The sequence below is a fragment of the Pseudonocardia sp. ICBG1142 genome, from assembly GCF_020496255.1.
Taxonomy (GTDB): Bacteria; Actinomycetota; Actinomycetes; order Mycobacteriales; family Pseudonocardiaceae; genus Pseudonocardia.
Genome location: NZ_JAHLJC010000003.1, coordinates 262,581 through 282,526, shown reverse-complemented (window position 1 = coordinate 282,526; position 19,946 = coordinate 262,581). Strand labels below are relative to the sequence as shown.

Genomic DNA, 19,946 nt, shown 5'->3' with positions numbered 1-19,946 from the left:
GGAAGGTGCCGCGCATGACGCCCCCGCACAACTACCTGGCAGTGATCAAGGTGGTCGGCATCGGTGGCGGCGGCGTCAACGCCGTCAACCGGATGATCGAGGTCGGCCTCAAGGGCGTCGAGTTCATCGCGGTGAACACCGACGCCCAGGCCCTCCTCATGTCCGACGCCGACGTGAAGCTCGACATCGGCCGTGAGCTGACGCGCGGCCTCGGTGCCGGCGCCAACCCCGAGGTCGGGGGCAAGGCCGCCGAGGACCACGCCGAGGAGATCGAGGAGGTCCTCAAGGGGGCCGACATGGTCTTCGTCACCGCGGGTGAAGGCGGCGGCACCGGCACCGGCGGTGCGCCCGTCGTCGCGTCGATCGCCCGCAAGCTGGGTGCCCTGACCATCGGCGTCGTCACCCGCCCGTTCACCTTCGAGGGGCGCCGTCGCGCCGGCCAGGCCGAGGAGGGCATCCAGGCGCTCCGCAACGAGTGCGACACCCTCATCGTCATCCCCAACGACCGGCTGTTGCAGCTCGGCGACGTCGGCGTCTCGCTGATGGACGCCTTCCGCTCCGCCGACGAGGTCCTCCTCTCCGGTGTGCAGGGCATCACCAACCTGATCACCACCCCCGGCCTGATCAACCTGGACTTCGCCGACGTCAAGTCGGTCATGTCCGGTGCCGGGTCGGCGCTGATGGGAATAGGGTCCGCACGCGGCGAGGGCCGCGCGGTGCAGGCCGCCGAGAAGGCGATCAACTCGCCGCTGCTCGAGGCGTCGATGGACGGCGCCCAGGGTGTGCTGCTGTCGATCGCGGGCGGCTCGGACCTCGGCCTGTTCGAGATCCACGAGGCGGCGTCGCTGGTCCAGGAGGCCGCGCACCCCGAGGCGAACATCATCTTCGGCACCGTGATCGACGACTCGCTCGGCGACGAGGTGCGGGTCACCGTGATAGCGGCCGGCTTCGAGGGCGGCACGCCGACCCACAAGAAGCTCGAGCCCGCCGTGTTCGCCCGCGGCAGCCAGAAGCCCGCCGGGTCCGCCCAGCAGGCCGCGTCGCCCGCGACCCCGCAGCAGCCCGAGCAGACCCAGCAGCACCAGACCCAGCAGCAGGGTCAGCAGCCGCGGGGCCAGTCCCGCTGGGCCGCGACGACCGCGACCACCCCGTCGGCGCCGCACCTGCCCGCCACCACGCCGGCGCCCGAGCGCACCGGCGTGCTGCCGCCCGAGCGGCCCACCGCCCCGGCCCCGCGCCAGGGCGACACCCAGCAGCACGGCGGCGACGGCGCGTCCGTCCCGAGCGGCCCGATGTCCGCGCCGGCCTCGTCGACGTCGGCCCCGGCCCAGCACGGCACCGTCGGCGGGAGTTCCGCGACGCGCCCGGCCGAGCCGGTCGAGGACGAGGTGGACGTCCCGCCGTTCATGCGGCGCTGACCCGCGTGCCGGACTCAGCAGGCCCGGCCCCGACCACGGCGGCCCGCGCCGGCGGCACCCGCCGCGCGCGGATCCGCCGGGTCACCACCACCCGCGCCGGTGGCCGGTCCGAGGGCCCGTTCACCTCGTTCAACCTGTCCGCCGGGGTCGGGGACGACCCGGCCGCGGTGGCCGGGAACCGGGCCCGGGTCGTACGTGAGCTCGCGCTGTCCGGTCTGGTCTTCCTGAACCAGGTCCACGGCCGTGACGTCGCGGTGCTGCGCGAGCCCCCGCGGGCCCGCCCCGGCACGGGCGGCGTCGCCCCGGACATCGCCGACGTCGACGCCGTGGTCACCGACGTGCCGCTGCTCGGTGTCGCCGTGCTCGCCGCGGACTGTGTGCCGGTGCTGCTCGGTGACCCGGTCGCCGGCGTCGTCGGGGCGGCCCACGCGGGTCGCGTCGGCGCGGCCGCGGGCGTCGTCGACGCCGTCGTGACCGAGATGACCGCGCTGGGCGCGGAGCCCGCACGGCTGGAGGTCCTGCTCGGGCCGTCGGTCTGCGGCCGCTGCTACGAGGTGCCCCCGGCCATGCGCGCCGAGGTCGACGCCGTGCTGCCGGGCAGCGCGTCCACCACCCGCACCGGCACGGCCGGGCTGGACCTGCGGGCCGGTCTCGTCCGCCGCCTCGCCGACCTCGGCGTCACCAAGGTCGCGACCGACCCGCGCTGCACCGTCGAGGACCCGGACCTGTTCAGCCACCGCCGCGACGGCCGCTGCGGCCGCCAGGCCGCGGTCACCTGGCTCGACCCGCGCTGACCGGCACCCCGGCCCGGCGATTCTCACCACGCGGGGCTCGCGGGCGCTCCCGCGGGCGGGAACCATGGGCGCCGTGCCCGATCCCGTGTCCGATCCCGTGTCCGATCTCGGTACCCCCGCCGCCGACCGTGTCGGTGAACTGACCGACCGACTGGCCGCCGTCCGCGAGCGGGTGGCCGCGGCCTGCCGCGCCGCCGGCCGCGACCCCTCCGAGGTCGACCTGCTCGCCGTCACCAAGACGATCCCGGCCGTCGACGTGGCCGCGCTGCTGGACCTCGGGCTGGACGCCTTCGCCGAGAACCGCGCGCAGGAGGCCGCGTCCAAGGTGGACGAGGTCGGGGCCCTGCGCCCGGACGCCGCCCCGGACTGGTTCTTCGTCGGCGGGCTGCAGCGGAACAAGGTACGGACGGTGCTCCCGTGGGTGACACGGATCGACTCCGTCGACTCGCCCCGGCTGGCCCGCGCCATCGACAAGGAGGTCGCGAAGGCCCGTGACGCCGGGGCTCGCGGCGGCCCGCTGCCGGTGCTCGTGCAGTACAGCGTGGACGGCGACCCCGACCGCGGCGGTGTCGCCCCGGACGGGCTCGTCGAGCTGACCGACCTGGTCACGGAGCTGCCGGGGCTGGAACTGGCCGGGCTGATGGCCGTCGCGCCGCTGGGCTGGGAGCCCGACGCGGCGTTCGAGCGGATCGCGCAGGCGCACCGGGCGACCGTCGGACGGCACCCCGGGGCCACGGTTCTGTCGGCCGGAATGAGCGGGGACCTGGAGTCGGCGATCGGTCACGGATCGACGGTGGTGCGTGTCGGTACGGCCCTTGTGGGGGATCGGCGGATAGCCTCCGAGTAATCGCTGGTGGGTGTGGGTACTAAGCACGAGGCGGACACCGCGCCGCCGGCGAGACCGTCGCCAGAACGCGGGGTGCGCGTGCGGTTGGGACGCGTACGGAGTCGAGCAGTACTGCGAGGGGACAGCGGATGAGCGCGATGTACCGGCTGAAGGCGTACTTCGGCATGGTCCCGGCCGACGAGATGGACTATGTGGACGAACCGGATCACTACCGGGGCGGCCACGAGCACCACGCCGGCCCGCGCGGTGACCGTTGGTCCGCCGGGGCCGGTCGGTTCGCCGACCAGGCGTCCTACGATGACGACCGCTACGAGCCCGCGGTGCGCTACGAGGACGGATGGGGAGCCCGCCCGGCGCGGGAGACCCTCCGCCCGGCGCGCGCCGTGCGGCAGGATCCACGCGGCGAGCGGGAGACGCTCGGGCTGGTCCCGGAGCGCGGGAGCCTCCCGACACCCCTCGGAGGGGGTGCCGGAGCGGCCGTCCGCGGGGCGCTGGCGATGGACCCGGAGAGCCTCCGGGGCCCGGCACACGAGGAGCGGAGCGAGCCCGTCGTCGCCCCCGCGCCGGTGCCGGAGCAGCGCGACCGGGCCGCCGCGGGACCGGCGTCGATCACGACGCTGCACCCCCGCAGCTACAACGAGGCCCGCACCATCGGCGAGCGCTACCGCGACGGTGTGCCCGTCATCATGAACCTCACGGATCTGGACGGCGCGGCCGCGAAACGCCTGGTGGACTTCGCCGCAGGCCTCGCGTTCGCCCTGCGCGGGAGCATCGACAAGGTCACCGACCGGGTGTTCCTGCTCACTCCGGCCGACGTCGAAGTGTCCGCGGACGACGCGCGGAGACTCGCCGAGCGCGGAGCTTTCCGACAGGATTGAGTCGTGGCCGTCGCGATCCTGATGTTCGTCTACTACATCCTGTTCTTCTTCTGGCTGCTGCTCGCGGCCCGGATCGTCGTCGAGATGGTCCGGTCGTTCGCGCGCCAGTGGCGACCCGCCGGAGTGCCCGCCGTGGCGCTCGAGGTCGTCTTCACCGTGACCGACCCTCCGGTCAAGTTGCTGCGGAGAGTGATCCCCGTGGTCCGTATCGGAGGCGTAGGACTGGACCTGTCGATTATGGTTCTGTTGCTGGTGGTGTTCATCTCGATGAGCGCCGTCAGATCACAGCTCCTGGGATGAGCCCCAGTCACCCGGGAGTGCCGCCGAGGACCGCATGAGGTGATCCGATGCCGCTGACGCCCGCCGACGTTCATAACGTCGCGTTCAGCAAACCCCCGATCGGGAAGCGGGGTTACAACGAGGACGAGGTCGACGCCTTCCTCGATCTGGTCGAGACCGAACTGGCCCGGCTGATAGGGGAGAACGACGACCTGCGCGACCAGGTCGCGCAGCTGGAGCAGCGCCTCGGCGATGCCGAGGCCGACCTGGAGGAGGCACGGAGCCAGCCGGCTCCGGCGCAGACCCAGGTCATGGCCGCCTCGCCGTCGCCGATGGGCCGTGGTGCGGGTGCTCCCGCTCCGCAGCTGGCCGGTGCCGGACCCGCCGATGCCGACGGCGGTGACCACCACGTGCAGGCCGCCAAGGTCCTGGGCCTCGCCCAGGAGATGGCGGACCGCCTGACCGCGGAGGCCAAGAACGAGGCCGACACGATGCTGTCGGACGCCCGGAACAAGTCCGAGCAGCTCCTGTCGGACGCCCGGACGAAGGCCGACGGCCTGGTCAACGACGCGCGCTCGCGCGCCGAGACCATGCTCAACGACGCCCGCACGCGGGCCGAGACGCTCGAGCGCCAGTCGCGCGAGAAGGCGTCCGGCCTGGTCAGCGAGGCCGAGCGCAAGCAGAACGAGATCATGGGCGCCATCCAGCGCGACAAGTCCGTTCTGGAGAAGAAGATCGACGAGCTCCGGACCTTCGAGCGGGAGTACCGCACCCGCCTGAAGACCTACCTGGAGTCGCAGCTGCGTGACCTGGAGGGTCGCGGTTCCGCTGCCCCGTCGGACGGCACCGGTGCCACCAGGTCGGGCTCGAACGGCGGTTACGCCGCCTCCGGGTACGGCCAGCGGGCCGACACCGGGAGCTGACCGCCCCACGGCGCCGCCCAGGCGCCGGGGACGACCGACGACGACCGGGTAGCGGACAGGTGCCGCTGCCGACCGACGGAGTTCGCCGATGCTGGTGCTGGTCCTGATCCTCGTGGTCATCGCGCTGGTGCTGCTGCTCGCAGGATGGTTCCTGCACGTGGTGGCACTGGCGTGGACATCGGTGGTCATCAGTCTGATCGCGGGCCTGGTGCTCGCCTACGACTGGTGGCAGACCCGTGCCGCGGTGAAGGCCGGTGACCGGGCGGAGGCCGATGCCTCCGGTCGTGGCACCGGTGCCCCCGCGGTGCCGGACCAGGCCGACCGGGCCTCGACGGAAGCGGGCCACGGCGCCGACATGGAGCCCGCGACACAGGTCCTGCCGGTCGTCCGGCCGGACGGTGGCGCGGCCTCGGGTACGCCCGAGGCGGCCCACAACGCGACCGACGAGACCATCCAGATGCCGGCGATCCGTCCGTCCGGCTCTGCGGAGGGACCGTCCGGCGCATCTCGTTCGGGTGGACTTTCGTCACGCACGGTGACCGATTCGGGGGCCGAGGACGCGGTCGACCCGAGCGGGGTGGGCTCGCACGCGGCTGCCCCGGCGGGCGCGGACGCGTCGGCGGGACCGGACGGGGAGGACGGTGCGGGTCGTGGCGGCGACCCGGCGCGGTCCGGCCCCGCCGATCCCGGCACCGCGGAACCGCCCGCCGAGGCAGCGCGGGCGACCGACTCGCGTCCGACCGGATCCGGCGGCGCCGGCACGACGTCGGCCGTGACGGCGGCAGTCGCAGGCGCGGTCGCCGCCGGCACCGCCGCCGGACGCGACACCACGTCGGGTGCGGACCCGACGGCACGCTCCGGTGCCCGCGAGGGCGCCGACGACCCGGGTTTCGGCTCGGGTACCGGCCCGAGTGGCACCGGTCCGAGCAACAACGGCCCGGGCGCCCCGGCCGCGGCCGGCCCCGACCGCCCGGGCGCCACGGACGGCCCGTCCGACGCGACCACCGCGACCCGTGCCCCGGGAGCGGCGGACGCGACGACCGCGAACGCTGTGCCGGGAGCGGCCACCGCGAACGGTGCTCCCGGAGCGGCGGACCCGACCACGGCGGACCGTGCCCCGACAGCGGCGGCCACGGGAGCGGCGGACGCGACCACCGCGACCCGCACCCCCGCAGCGGCCGACGCCACCACGGCGGCCCGCGCCGCGGGCGCACCCGGTGGCCCGGGCGGGGGCACCGATCGTGCCTCCGGCGGACCGGCCGGTGCGAACACCCCGTCCGGTGCGGGCCTTCCCGATTCCGCCGTGCCCGCGGGCGCCGCGGCCGCGGGATCCGGCGCGCCGGTCGACGACCCCCGCGGCGGGGCTCCCGCGGGCGCGCCCGCCGGGGCCGGCACGGACACCGGCGGCGGTCCGGCCGACGCGGCCGGGACCGACGGGGCCGCCGGCGCGGACGGCGACTCCCCGGAGGAGCCGCACGAGCCCACCCTCGCCGCACTCGCCGCGCGCCTGCCCGACGAGGTGCTCGTGATCGACGAGCACCCCCGCTACCACGTGCAGACCTGCCGGGCCCTCACCGGGCGCCCGGTGATCCCGCTGCCCGTCAGCGAGGCCGTCGAGCTCGGGTTCACCCCGTGCGGCTGGTGCGCGCCGAACCGGACCCTCGGCGAGCGGCACCCCGCCCAGGCCCGCTGACCAGCGGCGGGGCGCGCCCCGCGGAATAACGGGGTGCGCATCCGCGCTACCCTGGTTCCACAGGCACCGATCCGGCCATCACCGGGGAGCCTCCGGAAGAAACGGCCACGTGATCCACCGGCCGGAGTAGAACCGGACGGGTGCGGCCCGTCATCGCCGTCGAACGAGAGGCTCGTGCACCCGTGCACGGGCAAACGGGGTGGTACCGCGGCCCGGCTCGCCAGAGCCGTCGTCGTCCCCGTGCGAAGCGAGAGCACGCACGAGGAGCGACACACGTGAGCGGCTATCCCGACGTCCCGGCGCACCCGTCGTTCCCGACGCTCGAGCAGGACGTGCTCGCGTCGTGGGACACCGACGAGACGTTCCGCGCCTCGGTCGACCAGCGGCCCGCCGGCGAGAACGGCGCGGACGAGTACGTCTTCTACGACGGCCCGCCCTTCGCCAACGGCCTGCCCCACTACGGCCACCTGCTGACCGGCTACGTCAAGGACGTCGTCCCGCGGTACCGCACCCTGCGCGGCCACCGGGTCGAGCGCCGTTTCGGGTGGGACACCCACGGTCTTCCCGCCGAGGTCGAGACCGAGAACCAGCTCGGCATCAAGCACAAGTCCGAGATCGACGAGATGGGCGTCGCCGCGTTCAACGAGGCGTGCCGCACCTCCGTGCTGCGCTACACCGGCGAGTGGCGCGACTACGTGACCCGCCAGGCCCGCTGGGTCGACTTCGACAACGACTACAAGACCCTCGACCTGGACTACATGGAGTCCGTCATGTGGGCCTTCAAGTCGTTGTGGGACAAGGGCCTGGTCTACTCCGGCTTCCGGGTGCTCTGGTACTGCTGGCGTTGCGAGACGCCGCTGAGCGCCACCGAGACCAAGATGGACGACGTCTACACCGACCGGCAGGATCCGGCCGTCACCGTCGGGCTGCGTCTGTCGACGCCGGGCCGTCCGGAGACCGACGGCGTCCTCGCCCTGGTCTGGACGACCACCCCGTGGACCCTGCCGTCCAACCTCGCGATGGCCGTGCACCCCGACGTCGACTACGTGGTGGTGGAGGCGAACTCCGAGCGCTGGCTGCTCGCGGAGGCCCGGGTCGCCGCGTACGCCCGCGAGCTGGGGGAGGACCCGCCGGTCCTGGCGCGGGTGAAGGGCTCCGACCTGCTCGGCGCGAGCTACACCCCGCCGTTCGACTTCTTCACCGGCCGCGAGAACGCCCACCGGGTGCTGGCCGCGGACTACGTCACCACCGACGACGGCACCGGGCTGGTCCACATCGCCCCCGCCTTCGGTGAGGAGGACAAGGAGGTCACCGACGCGGCCGGCATCGAGGTCGTCAACCCGGTCGACTCCCGCGGCGAGTTCACCACCGAGGTCCCCCCCTACGCCGGCATGCAGGTCTTCGACGCGAACCCGCAGGTCATCCGCGACCTCAAGGACGGCAACGCACACGCCCAGGGCGTCCTGCTGCGCCACGAGACCTACGACCACCCCTACCCGCACTGCTGGCGCTGCGGCAACGCGCTCATCCAGCGCGCCGTCGACTCCTGGTTCGTGCGCGTCACGCAGTTCCGGGACCGCATGGTCGAGCTCAACCAGCAGATCGACTGGACCCCGGCGCACGTGCGCGACGGGCAGTTCGGCAAGTGGCTGGAGGGTGCCCGCGACTGGGGCATCTCCCGCAACCGCTACTGGGGCAGCCCGATCCCGGTGTGGCAGTCCGACGACCCGCGCTACCCGCGCACCGACGTCTACGGTTCGCTGGAGGAGATCGAGCGCGACTTCGGCGTGCGCCCGACCGACCTGCACCGGCCGTACGTCGACCAGCTGACCCGGCCCAACCCCGACGACCCCACCGGCAACTCGACCATGCGCCGGGTGCCGGAGGTCCTCGACTGCTGGTTCGAGTCCGGCTCGATGCCGTTCGCGCAGGTCCACTACCCGTTCGAGAACCGCGACTGGTTCGAGGACCACTACCCGGGCGACTTCATCGTCGAGTACAACGGCCAGACCCGTGGCTGGTTCTACACGCTGCACGTGCTGGCCACCGCCCTGTTCGACCGGCCCGCGTTCCGCAACTGCGTCGCGCACGGCATCGTCCTGGGCGACGACGGTGCGAAGATGTCCAAGTCGCGCAAGAACTACCCCGACGTCAACGAGGTGTTCGACCGCGACGGCAGCGACGCCATGCGGTGGTTCCTCATGTCGAGCCCGGTCCTGCGCGGCGGCAACCTCGTCGTCACCGAGCAGGGGATCCGCGAGGGCGTCCGTCAGGCGATCCTGCCGCTGTGGAACACCTGGTACTTCCTGTCGCTCTACGCCGGCGACGAGCGCGGCACGTTCCGCACCGACTCACCCCACGTGCTCGACCGGTACGTGCTGGCCAAGACCGCCGACCTCGTCGACGGCGTCACCGCGGCCATGGACGCCTACGACATCGCCGGGGCCTGCGACCGGATCCGCGACCACGCCGAGACCCTCACCAACTGGTACGTCCGCCGGTCCCGTGAGCGGTTCTGGTCCTCCGACGATGCCGTGCGCCGCGACGCCGTCGACACCCTGCACACCGTGCTGGAGGTGACCTGCCGGGTCGCGGCGCCGTTGCTGCCGCTGACCGCCGAGGCGATCTGGCGTGGGCTCACCGGGGGGCGGTCGGTGCACCTGACCGACTGGCCCGGGGGGTCCGACCCGTCGGTCTCGCACCGCCAGGACGGTGCCGGGCTGCCGCACGACGCCGACCTCGTCGCCGGGATGGACCGGATCCGGCAGGTCGCGAGCGCGGCGCTGTCGCTGCGCAAGTCCGCGAAGGTCCGGGTGCGCCAGCCGCTGCCCGCGCTCACCGTCGCGGCGACCGACGCCAAGGCGCTGGAGGACTTCACCGGGCTGCTCGCCGACGAGGTCAACGTCCGCTCGGTCGAGCTGACCGACGACGTCGCCACCCACGGCCGGTTCGAGGTCGCCGTCAACGCCCGTGTCGCCGGCCCGCGCCTGGGCAAGGACGTCCAGACCTGCATCCGCGCGGTCAAGGCGGGGGAGTGGACCCAGGAGGGCGACACCGTCGTCGCCGCCGGCATCACGCTGCAGCCGGGCGAGTTCACCGAGAAGCTCGTCGCCGCCGACCCGGAGCGCACCCAGGCCCTGCCCGGGAACGCGGGGCTCGTCGTCCTCGACACCACGGTGACGCCGGAGCTGGCGGCGGAGGGCACCGCGCGCGACGTCGTGCGCGTCGTGCAGCAGGCCCGCCGCGACGCCGGCCTCGACGTGTCCGACCGGATCGCGCTGACCCTCGACGGGCCCGACGCGGTGCTCGACGCCGTCCGGACCCACGAGGCGTTCGTCGCCGGTGAGGTGCTGGCGACCTCGGTCGCCTACGGCCCCACCGGGGACGGCGCGTCGAGCGGGCAGGTCGTCGGTCCCGACGGCGCGTCGGTCACGCTGTCGGCCGCGGTCGCCCGCGCCTGACCGGCCCGGCGCCGACCACCGCTCACCTGCGGGGCGTCCCCGCGGGACGGACGCGGTGGTCGGCGCCGGGATCCCGGGCGACCCGGGCGTCGCCGGGATCTCCGGAACCACCGGTCCGGGGTGCGGGCCCCACCGGGCCCTATCCTCACCCCCATGGGTGACGCGGCGGAACGGTGGCGAGAACGCCAGACCGCCCGCGGGATCCCCGACCACGTCCTCCGCCGGGCCCCCGCTGACCCGTGGACCCACGACCCCGCCGACTTCACCCCGCCCGCCCGACCTGCCGACACGCCGTCGCACCGGGCCGCACGGGCGATCGCCGAGCGCGCCGCCGCGTGGACCTGCGCCGGGGCGAGCGTGCTCGACGTCGGCTGCGGCGGCGGGGACGCCGCGTTCGGCGCGGCGTGGCCGGAGCCGTCGCCGGTGGCGCGGGTGGTCGGCGTCGACCGGCAGGCCGACATGCTCGGGGTGTTCGCCGAGGCCGCCCGCGCCCGGGGACTCCCGCACGCGACCGTGCACGGCAGCTGGCCGGAGGCGGCCGGGGACGCCGGGCGGCACGACGTCGTCGTCTGCCACCACGTGCTGCACAACGTCGTCGACCTGCCCCCGTTCCTCGCCGCGCTGATCGGTGCCGTCCGCACCCGGGGCGGGATCGGCGGTGTCGTGGTCGAGATGCTGACCGAGCACCCGCTGGCCTGGCTGGACCCGCTGTGGGAGCGCTTCCACGACGTGGTCCGGCCGCCGTCGGCCACCCATGACGACGCCGTCGCGGTGCTGCGCGAGCAGCAGGGCGTCGACCCGGAGGTCCTGACCTGGACCCGCACGGCACGCCTGCCGCACGACGCCGCCTGGGTCACCCGCAGGCTCTGCCTGCCCGCCGACCGTGTCGAGGAGGTCGCCGCCGCACTGGTGGACCTCCCGCCGCGACGCACCGACGCCGTCACGCTGACCTGGTCGCCCTGAGCAGGGGCCCCGGTGAGCCTGGAACTGCTGCTCGGCATCTCCGCGGGGGTGCTGCTGCTCGGCGTGCTCGCGGTGCGGGTGTCGGTGCGGCTCGGCCTGCCGTCGCTGCTGCTCTACCTGGGCATCGGGGTGCTGCTCGGCGAGTCCGTGCTCGGCATTCGGTTCGACGACACCGGCCTCACCGAGTCCCTCGGCCTCACCGCGCTCGTGCTGATCCTCACCGAGGGCGGGCTCACCACCCGCTGGTCGGCGGTGCGGCCCGCGCTCGGGCTCGGGCTGCTGCTGTCGACGCTGTCGGTGCTGGTGTCGATCGCGGTCACGGGCGGGCTGCTGCACCTGCTGCTCGACCTGGAGTGGCGCACCGCGCTGCTGTGGGGCGCGGTGCTGTCCTCCACCGACGCCGCCGCGGTGTTCTCCGTGTTGCGCGGCGTCGCCGTCCCGCAACGCCTGGCCGGGACCCTGGAGCTCGAGTCCGGCATGAACGACGCGCCGGTGGTGATCGCCGTCGTCGTCCTGGCCGGGACCGAGGCCATCAGCTGGACGACGCCGCTGCTGATCGTCTACGAGCTCGTCGCCGGCGCCGTCATCGGTGTGCTGCTCGGGCTGGGCGCGGCCTGGGCACTGCGCCGCGCCGCGCTGCCCTCGACCGGCCTGTACCCGCTGGCGGCGATCGCGTCCTGCCTGCTCGCCTTCGCCGCCGGGCAGGGGGTGCACGCCTCCGGCCTGCTCGCCACCTACTGCGCCGCGCTGGTGCTGGGAAACTCCCGGCTCCCGCACCGCGGCGGCGTCGTCTCCTTCGCCGAGGGCACCGGCTGGATCGCCCAGATCGGGCTGTTCGTGCTGCTCGGCCTGTACGCGGTGCCCGCGCGGCTGCCCGCCGCCGTGGTGCCCGCGCTGATCTGCGCCGCCGTCGTCCTGCTCGCCGCGCGGCCGCTGTCGGTGGCCGCCGCCGCCCTGCCGTTCCGGGTGCCCTGGCGCGAGCAGGCGTTCCTGTCCTGGGCGGGGCTGCGCGGTGCCGTGCCGATCGTGCTCGCCCTCATCGCGGTCACCGAGGGCGGCGGGCAGAACCAACGGCTGGTCGACGTCGTGTTCGTGCTGGTCGTGCTGCTCACCCTGGTCCAGGGCACCACTCTGCCCTGGGTGGCGCGCCTGCTCGGGGTGGTCTCGCGCACCGACACCCGCGGCGTCGAGGTCGACGCCGCCCCGCTCGACGAGGTCGACGCCGAGCTCCTGCAGGTCAAGGTCCCTCCCGGGTCCCGGCTGCACGGCGTCTACCTGCGCGAGCTGCGGCTGCCCCGCGGAGCCACGGTCAGCCTGGTCGTGCGCGACGCCGAGGCGTTCTCCCCGGGCACCGACACCCGGCTGCGCGAGGGCGACCAGTTCCTCGTCGTCAGCACCCGGGACAACCGGGAGGACACCGAGAAGCGGATCCGCGACGTCGACCGCGGCGGCAAGCTGGTCCGCTGGCACGAGGGCGGGGGCCGGCCGGGCGGGCGGGCCGGTTGACCGGCCGGTCGGCGGTGTGGGGGCGACCCGCATAATCACGGGTGTGAGTGCCGACCCCCCACCCCCCACCGTGCCGATCGACCCCGCCGTACGACGGCGCGGTGTGGCGCTGCTGGCGGGCATCGCCGCGGTGTGGCTGGCGCTCGACCTCGTCACCAAGATCGCCGCCGTCGCCGCGCTGGAGGGGGAGCGGCCGGTCACCGTGGTCGACGGGTTCTTCTACCTCACGCTGCTGCGCAACCCGGGCGCCGCCTGGTCCATGGCCACCGGCTACACCTGGGTGCTGACGATCGTCGCCGTGGTCGTCGTCGGCGTGATCATCCGGATCGCGCGGCGGCTCGCCTCGACCGGCTGGGCCATCGGTCTCGGCCTGGTCCTCGGCGGCGCGCTCGGCAACCTGGTCGACCGATTCTTCCGCGCACCCGGACCGATGCGCGGGCACGTCGTGGACATGCTGGCCTTCTTCTCCCCGGACGGGAGCATCTTCCCCGTGTTCAACCTCGCCGACACCGGCATCGTGTGCGGCGGGATCCTGCTGGTGCTGATGGCCGTGCGGGGCATCGAGATCGACGGGAGTCGCGACCGTGGGTGAGGTACGGAGCATGCCGGTGCCCGACGGGCTGGACGGCATGCGGATCGACGCCGGGCTGTCCCGGCTGCTGGGGCTGTCGCGGACCGTCGTCGCCACCCTGGCCGAGTCGGGCCGGATCTCGGTCGACGGTCGTGAGGCCGGCAAGTCCGACCGGCTGCCGGGCGGGTCCTGGCTGGAGGTCGAGCTGCCCGACGCGCCCGCGCCCGCGGTCATCGAGGGCCCGGCCGAGGTCGTCGCGGGACTGACGGTGCTGCACTCCGACGACGACATCGTCGTCGTCGACAAGCCGGTCGGGGTCGCCGCGCACCCCTCCCCGGGCTGGACCGGGCCGACCGTGACCGGCGGGCTCGCCGCGCTCGGGTTCCGGCTGTCCACCTCCGGCGCCGCCGAGCGGCAGGGCATCGTGCACCGGCTCGACGTCGGCACCACCGGGGTGATGGTCGTCGCCACCTCCGAGCACGCCTACACCGAGCTCAAGCGGGCCTTCAAGGAACGCACCGTCGACAAGCGCTACCACGCCGTCGTGCAGGGGCACCCGGACCCGTCGTCGGGCACGATCGACGCCCCGATCGACCGGCACCCGCGCCACGACTACCGGTTCGCGGTGATGCAGAGCGGCAAGCCCAGCGTCACCCACTACGACACCATCGAGGCGTTCCGCTCGGCCAGCCTGCTCGACGTGCACCTGGAGACCGGCCGCACCCACCAGATCCGGGTGCACTTCTCCGCGCTGCGCCACCCCTGCGTCGGCGACATCACCTACGGCGCCGACCCGACGCTGGCCAAGCGGGTCGGGCTGTCCCGGCAGTGGCTGCACGCCCGCACACTCGGGTTCGCCCACCCCGCCGACGGCCGGTACGTCGAGTTCACCAGCCCCTACCCGGCCGACCTCGACGCGGCGCTGGACGTCCTGCGGGACTGACCCGTGACCGGTCTGAGCACCCGGGCGCTGGGGTGGATCGCCGCGGCGATGGCGGTGGTGTTCCTCGGTGCCGTCTGGGCGGCCGGGTCCGGGCCGTCGGCCGGGCCCCCGGCGGCGACCGGGTCGGTGCGGCTGGGCCCCGACCCCGGCCAGGACGTCGCCGGCTACCTCGCCGGGCTGCCCGCGACCCTGCCTCCGCCCGGCCCCGCGGTGCCCGCGCTCGTCCAGTTCGCCCGGCCGCTGACGGTCGACGCCGCGGCCGCCGTGCCCGCCGGGGTCGGCCCGGTCGGGACCGCGGTGTTCCGGGTGCCGATCGACCGGGTGCAGACCGCGCTGCGGTTCGAGCCGGTCACCGGCACCGGGGACGCCGCCGGCGCGCTCGGCGTCGCCCGCGAGCGGGCCGCGTACGCCGCCGGTGCCGACGCCGACCGGGCCGCCCACGACGGCGGGGGAGCGGGCACCCCGGAGGCCCGCGCCGCGCTCGCCCGGCGGGCCGCGGTGGCCGCCGCCGAGGGCCGCGCCCTCGGCGACCCGGGCTGCGCCTGCGTGGTCGCGCTGGTCGTGACCGCGGACCGGGCCGGGCTCGAGGCGCTCGCCGCGCGCCAGGGGGTGCGCGCCGTGCAGGCCGCACCGCCCGGGACCACCGCACCGGAGCTGGCGCTGTCGCCGCTGCTGCCCGAGCAGACCACCAGTGCGAGCCCACCCCCCGACGACGGCCCCGTCCCCTGAGCAGTCCTCCCGGTCCACCCACCGCCGCGAGCCGCCGGTGACGACGGTGGCCCGGCGCCGCCGCGGCCACCGGCTGCCCGGTCATGATCGCCACGGCCGAGCCGATCGGTGCCGGATCCGGCACCGATCGCTGCATCGGTGGTGATCATGCGGCGCCCGGGCCCTGAGCCGCGGTCCCGCCCGCGATCTGCCCGGGCCCGGCTCGTCCGCCCCGCGGCCCGGCCGCTGCCGGTCATGATCGCGACGACCGAGCCGATCGGTGCCGGATCCGGCACCGATCACCTCACCAGCGGTGATCATGGCGCCGGCTCCCGGGGGTGCCGCTGGCCGGGCGTGCGAGTGCAGGCGGCCGCCCCCCGCGGAGCACGGGCAGGCGGCCCGGTCAGCCGAGCACGCCGCGCTCGCGCAGCACCCGGACGGCCCGGGCGGCGCCCTCCCAGTGATGGGCGTCCCAGCCGTGCGCGACGGCGGCGCGGACGTTGTCGACCCGGTCGTCGAAGAACACCACCTGCTCCGGGGCGGTACCGAACTCGACGTCGGCGCGTCGGTAGATGTCCTGCGACGGCTTCGCGGCCCCGACGTCGGCGGAGAACAGCAGCCGGTCGAACGGGCTGCTCCAGGCCGCCGCACGCACCGCGGCCGCGAGCCCGCGCGGGGCGTTCGACAGCACCGCCAGGCGCACCCGGGCCCGGGCGAGGTCGGCGATCAGCAGCGACGACGACGGCGGCAGCGTCGACCAGAAGGTCACGTCGACCCGTTCGGCGGCGTCGAGCCGGGTCCGCTCGGGCGCCAGGCCCAGGTCGGTGCAGACGGCGGTCCAGTAGCGGTCCGGCGGCTCGCCCAGGTCGTGCCGGGCGCGGTGGCGCCAGTACGCCTCGCGCAGCGCCGGCTCGGACACCCCGAGCACCGCGGCCAGGCGGCGTTCGAGCCCCGCGGAGGGGACGAGCACCTCACCGAGGTCGAACACGACCGTCCTCGGCATCGGCTGCAGTGTCGTCGGCGTCTGCGGCGGCTCGGGGGTGGCGGGCATCGTGGCCCGACCCTAACCCGCCGCCGGGGGTCCGCGACACGCCGTCGTCCGGGGTGGACGGGGGGTGAGCTGGAGCGACACGCGGGGCCCGATCGTGCCCGCCCGCCGTCGCGGGAACCGTCGGGCCCCACCGTTACGCTGAGGCCCTCACCGATCCGGTCGGTCCGGACCCGCAGGGTCCACCGGCTCCGGCGAGCGGGCCCCGCCAGGCCCGCGCACCCGGCGCCGTCGTCCCTGCCCGGCCGTGCCGCCGGCCCGGTGTCGGGCACGTCCGCCCCGACGGGCGTGCGCACCATCGTCAGGTCCGCGCCGTCCCAGCGGCGCGGGAGAGGAGCGCGGGACACACATGGGCAGTGCCGGATCCGGGAATCGCTCCTTCGTCCATCTGCACACGCACACCGAGTTCTCGATGCTCGACGGGGCCGCGCGGCTCGACGACCTGTTCTCCGAGGCCGCCAAGCACGAGATGCCGGCCATCGCGATGACCGACCACGGCAACGTGTACGGCGCCTTCGAGTTCTGGCGCAAGGCGAAGGCCCACGACGTCAAGCCGATCATCGGCATGGAGGGCTACCTCGCGCCCGGGTCGCGCCACGAGCGCAAGCGCACCGCGCTGGGCAACGGCAGCGAGAACAACCCCGACCTCATGTACACCCACATGACGCTGCTCGCGGAGAACACGGAGGGGATGCACAACCTCTTCCGGCTCTCCTCGCTGGCCAGCCTCGAGGGGTACTACTACAAGCCGCGTATGGACCGCGAGCTGCTCGAGAAGTACGGCAAGGGCCTGATCGCGACGACCGGCTGCCCGTCCGGCGAGGTCGCCCGCCTGCTCCAGCAGCACGACTTCGACGGCGCCTGCCAGGCCGCGAGCGACTACCGCGACATCTTCGGGAAGGACAACTTCTTCCTGGAGCTGATGGACCACGGCATCGAGATCGAGAAGCGGGTCCAGGAGGACCTGTTCCGGCTCAAGGACAAGCTCGACCTGCCCGGCCTCGCGACGAACGACCTGCACTACACCTACCCGGACGACACCAAGGCGCACGAGGTGCTCCTGTGCGTCCAGACCGGCAAGACCCTCGCTGACCCGAACCGGTTCAAGTTCGACGCGCAGGACTTCTACCTCAAGTCCGCCGCCGAGATGCGCGCCCTCTGGGACCCGATCCACCCCGAGGCCTGTGACAACACGCTGCTCGTCGCCGAGCGCTGCAACATCGACTTCACCACCGGGCAGGACCTCCAGCCCAAGGCGCCCGTCCCCGAGGGTGAGACCGAGGAGTCCTGGCTGATCAAGGAGGTCGAGCGGGGGCTGCACATGCGGTTCCCCGACGGCGTCACCGAGAAGTACCGGCGGCAGGCCAACTACGAGGTCGGCGTCATCATCAAGATGGGCTACCCCGGCTACTTCCTGGTGACCGCGGACCTCATCCAGCACGCCAAGTCGGTCGGCATCCGCTGCGGCCCCGGCCGTGGCTCGGCGGCGGGCTCGCTGGTCGCCTACGTCCTCGGCATCACCGACCTCGACCCGATCCGGCACAAGCTGATCTTCGAGCGGTTCCTCAACCCGGACCGTGTGTCGATGCCCGACATCGACATGGACTTCGACGAGCGCCGCCGCGGCGAGATGATCCGCTACGTCACCGAGAAGTACGGCGAGGACCGGATCGCGCAGATCATCACCTACTCCACGATCAAGGCGAAGGCCGCGATCAAGGACTCGGCGCGGGTGCTCTACGGCCAGCCCGGCTACTCCGTCGCGGACCGGATCTCCAAGGCGATGCCGCCCGCGGTGATGGGCAAGGACATCCCGCTGTCGGGCATCTTCGACCCGTCGCACAAGCGCTACTCCGAGGCGACCGAGGTCCGCGCCCTCTACGAGGCGGACCCGCAGGTCAAGGAGATCATCGACACCGCGCGGGGCCTGGAGGGGCTGAAGCGGCAGTGGGGTGTGCACGCCGCGGGCGTGATCATGTCCTCGACGCCGCTGATCGACGTCATCCCGATCCAGCGCCGCGAGTCCGACGGCGCGATCATCACCCAGTTCGACATGGGTGTCTGCGAGACCATCGGTCTGCTGAAGATGGACTTCCTGGGGCTGCGCAACCTCACCATCCTCGACGACGCCCTGGAGAACATCGAGCTCAACGGCAAGCCCGCCGTCGACCTGGACAAGGTCGAGCTGGACGACCGCAAGACCTACGAACTGCTCTCCCGCGGGGACACCCTGGGCGTGTTCCAGCTCGACGGCGGCCCGATGCGGGACCTGCTGCGCCGCATGGCGCCCAGCGAGTTCGAGCACATCTCCGCGGTCGGCGCGCTGTACCGCCCGGGCCCGATGGGTGCGAACGCGCACAACGACTACGCCGACCGCAAGAACGGCCGGCAGGAGATCACGCCCATCCACCCGGAGCTGGCCGAGCCGCTCAAGGACGTGCTGGGCGAGACCTTCGGTCTGATCGTCTACCAGGAACAGGTCATGTCCATCGCGCAGGTGCTGGCGGGCTACACGCTCGGCCAGGCGGACCTGCTCCGCCGCGCGATGGGCAAGAAGAAGAAGGAGATCCTGGACAAGGAGTACGCCGGCTTCGCCCAGGGCATGAAGGACAACGGCTACTCCGACGCCGCGATCAAGACGCTCTGGGACATCCTGCTCCCGTTCTCCGACTACGCCTTCAACCGCGCCCACTCCGCCGCCTACGGCGTGGTGTCCTACTGGACGGCCTACCTCAAGGCGAACTACCCGGCCGAGTACATGGCCGGTGTGCTCACCTCGGTGCGCGACGACAAGGACAAGGCCGCCGTCTACCTGGCCGAGTGCCGCCGGATGGGCATCACGGTCCTCCCGCCCGACGTCAACGACTCGGTGCGCAACTTCGCCCCGGTCGGCGACGACATCCGCTTCGGCCTCGGCGGCATCCGCAACGTCGGGCACAACGTCGTCGACGCGATCGTCGCCGCACGACGGGAGAAGGGGAACTTCGTCGACTTCTCCGACTTCCTGCGCAAGGTCGACGCGGTCGTCTGCAACAAGAAGGTCGTCGAGTCGCTGATCAAGGCGGGAGCCTTCGACTCGCTCGGGCACTCCCGCAAGGGCCTGCTGCTCGTGCACGCCGACGCCATCGACGCGGTGATGAGCACCAAGAAGGCCGCCTCGATGGGCCAGTTCGACCTGTTCGGGTCCCTGGACGGCCCCGGCGAGGGCGACGACGGCGGCCTCGGTGGCATCTTCGACGTGAAGGTGCCCGACGAGGAGTGGGACTCCAAGCACAAGCTCGCCGTCGAGCGGGAGATGCTCGGCCTCTACGTGTCCGGGCACCCGCTGCAGGGTCTCGAGCAGGCGCTCGCCGCGAAGTCCGACACCTCGATCGCCGACATCGTCGAGGGCTCGGTCGCCGAGGGCGCGCAGGTCACCGTCGGCGGCATCCTCGCCAACGTCAACCGCCGGGTGAACAAGAACGGCGAGCCCTGGGCCTCGGCGCAGATCGAGGACCTCGCCGGTGGCATCGAGGTGCTGTTCTTCCCGCGGGCCTACCAGGTGGTCGGCGTTGACGTCGCCGAGGACGCGATCGTGCTGGTCAAGGCACGGGTCAACAAGCGCGACGACCGCGTGTCGCTGATCGCGAACGACCTCGCGGTGCCCGAGCTCGCCACCGGTGAGGCCGGACTGCCGATCAAGGTCAGCCTGCGCACCGACCAGTGCACCCCCGAGCGCGTCGCGAAGCTCAAGGAGGTGCTGACCCACCACCCCGGCACCTCCGAGGTGCACCTGACCCTGGTCTACGGCAGCAAGATGACCGCCCTGCGGCTGGACGACTCGCTCAAGGTCACGCACACCTCGGCCCTGATGGGGGACCTGAAGGCCCTGCTCGGCCCCGGCTGCCTCGGCGGCTGACCAGCCACACCTCTCA

General features: G+C 73.5%; 15 protein-coding genes. 14 read left to right on the top strand and 1 reads right to left on the bottom strand.

Annotated elements, in window-relative coordinates:
- Positions 1–14: 14 nt before the first annotated feature.
- The 13 genes from ftsZ (at position 15) to KPL59_RS01495 (ending at position 15,005) form a co-directional block, all read left to right on the top strand.
- The gene (ftsZ, locus tag KPL59_RS01555) at positions 15–1,418 is read left to right on the top strand and encodes a cell division protein FtsZ (RefSeq protein ID WP_226359675.1); all 1,404 of its coding nucleotides are present in this window, start codon (positions 15–17) and stop codon (positions 1,416–1,418) included.
- 71 nt (positions 1,419–1,489) lie between these two features.
- Positions 1,490–2,212, top strand: coding sequence for a peptidoglycan editing factor PgeF (gene pgeF, locus KPL59_RS01550; protein ID WP_075311565.1), 723 nt, complete (start codon positions 1,490–1,492; stop codon positions 2,210–2,212).
- 64 nt (positions 2,213–2,276) lie between these two features.
- Complete coding sequence (locus KPL59_RS01545; RefSeq protein ID WP_374111580.1) at positions 2,277–3,059, top strand: YggS family pyridoxal phosphate-dependent enzyme; 783 nt, start codon at positions 2,277–2,279, stop codon at positions 3,057–3,059.
- 128 nt (positions 3,060–3,187) lie between these two features.
- Complete coding sequence (locus KPL59_RS01540; RefSeq protein WP_226359673.1) at positions 3,188–3,937, top strand: cell division protein SepF; 750 nt, start codon at positions 3,188–3,190, stop codon at positions 3,935–3,937.
- Between the two features lie 21 nt (positions 3,938–3,958).
- Entirely contained in the window at positions 3,959–4,237 is a 279-nt protein-coding gene (locus KPL59_RS01535) for a YggT family protein (protein WP_226359793.1), read from the top strand.
- 47 nt (positions 4,238–4,284) lie between these two features.
- The gene (locus KPL59_RS01530) at positions 4,285–5,139 is read left to right on the top strand and encodes a DivIVA domain-containing protein (RefSeq protein ID WP_226359672.1); all 855 of its coding nucleotides are present in this window, start codon (positions 4,285–4,287) and stop codon (positions 5,137–5,139) included.
- An 88-nt stretch (positions 5,140–5,227) separates the two neighbouring features.
- Positions 5,228–6,832, top strand: a complete 1,605-nt coding sequence (locus KPL59_RS01525) for a hypothetical protein (protein WP_226359671.1) — start codon at positions 5,228–5,230, stop codon at positions 6,830–6,832.
- Positions 6,833–7,107: 275 nt separating this feature from the next.
- Complete coding sequence (gene ileS, locus KPL59_RS01520) at positions 7,108–10,293, top strand: isoleucine--tRNA ligase (protein WP_226359670.1); 3,186 nt, start codon at positions 7,108–7,110, stop codon at positions 10,291–10,293.
- Between the two features lie 153 nt (positions 10,294–10,446).
- Complete coding sequence (locus KPL59_RS01515) at positions 10,447–11,256, top strand: bifunctional 2-polyprenyl-6-hydroxyphenol methylase/3-demethylubiquinol 3-O-methyltransferase UbiG (protein ID WP_226359669.1); 810 nt, start codon at positions 10,447–10,449, stop codon at positions 11,254–11,256.
- A gap of 12 nt (positions 11,257–11,268) precedes the next feature.
- The gene (locus KPL59_RS01510) at positions 11,269–12,762 is read left to right on the top strand and encodes a potassium/proton antiporter (protein WP_020623590.1); all 1,494 of its coding nucleotides are present in this window, start codon (positions 11,269–11,271) and stop codon (positions 12,760–12,762) included.
- Between the two features lie 43 nt (positions 12,763–12,805).
- Positions 12,806–13,354 carry a signal peptidase II gene (gene lspA / locus KPL59_RS01505; RefSeq protein WP_226359668.1) on the top strand — a complete coding sequence of 183 codons (549 nt, stop codon included), beginning with the start codon at positions 12,806–12,808 and terminating at the stop codon, positions 13,352–13,354.
- A 10-nt stretch (positions 13,355–13,364) separates the two neighbouring features.
- Positions 13,365–14,276 carry an RluA family pseudouridine synthase gene (locus KPL59_RS01500; RefSeq protein WP_226359792.1) on the top strand — a complete coding sequence of 304 codons (912 nt, stop codon included), beginning with the start codon at positions 13,365–13,367 and terminating at the stop codon, positions 14,274–14,276.
- A gap of 3 nt (positions 14,277–14,279) precedes the next feature.
- Complete coding sequence (locus KPL59_RS01495; RefSeq protein ID WP_226359667.1) at positions 14,280–15,005, top strand: hypothetical protein; 726 nt, start codon at positions 14,280–14,282, stop codon at positions 15,003–15,005.
- Positions 15,006–15,387: 382 nt separating this feature from the next.
- Here the strand turns inward: KPL59_RS01495 and KPL59_RS01490 are convergent, their stop codons facing one another.
- Positions 15,388–16,035, bottom strand: a complete 648-nt coding sequence (locus tag KPL59_RS01490; RefSeq protein ID WP_226359666.1) for an HAD-IA family hydrolase — start codon at positions 16,033–16,035, stop codon at positions 15,388–15,390.
- A 346-nt stretch (positions 16,036–16,381) separates the two neighbouring features.
- Here KPL59_RS01490 and dnaE point away from each other — a divergent pair, with 346 nt between their 5' ends.
- A complete protein-coding gene (gene dnaE / locus KPL59_RS01485) occupies positions 16,382–19,930 on the top strand; it encodes a DNA polymerase III subunit alpha (RefSeq protein WP_020623479.1) in 3,549 nt (1,182 codons plus the stop codon).
- The last annotated feature ends 16 nt before the right edge of the window (positions 19,931–19,946 follow it).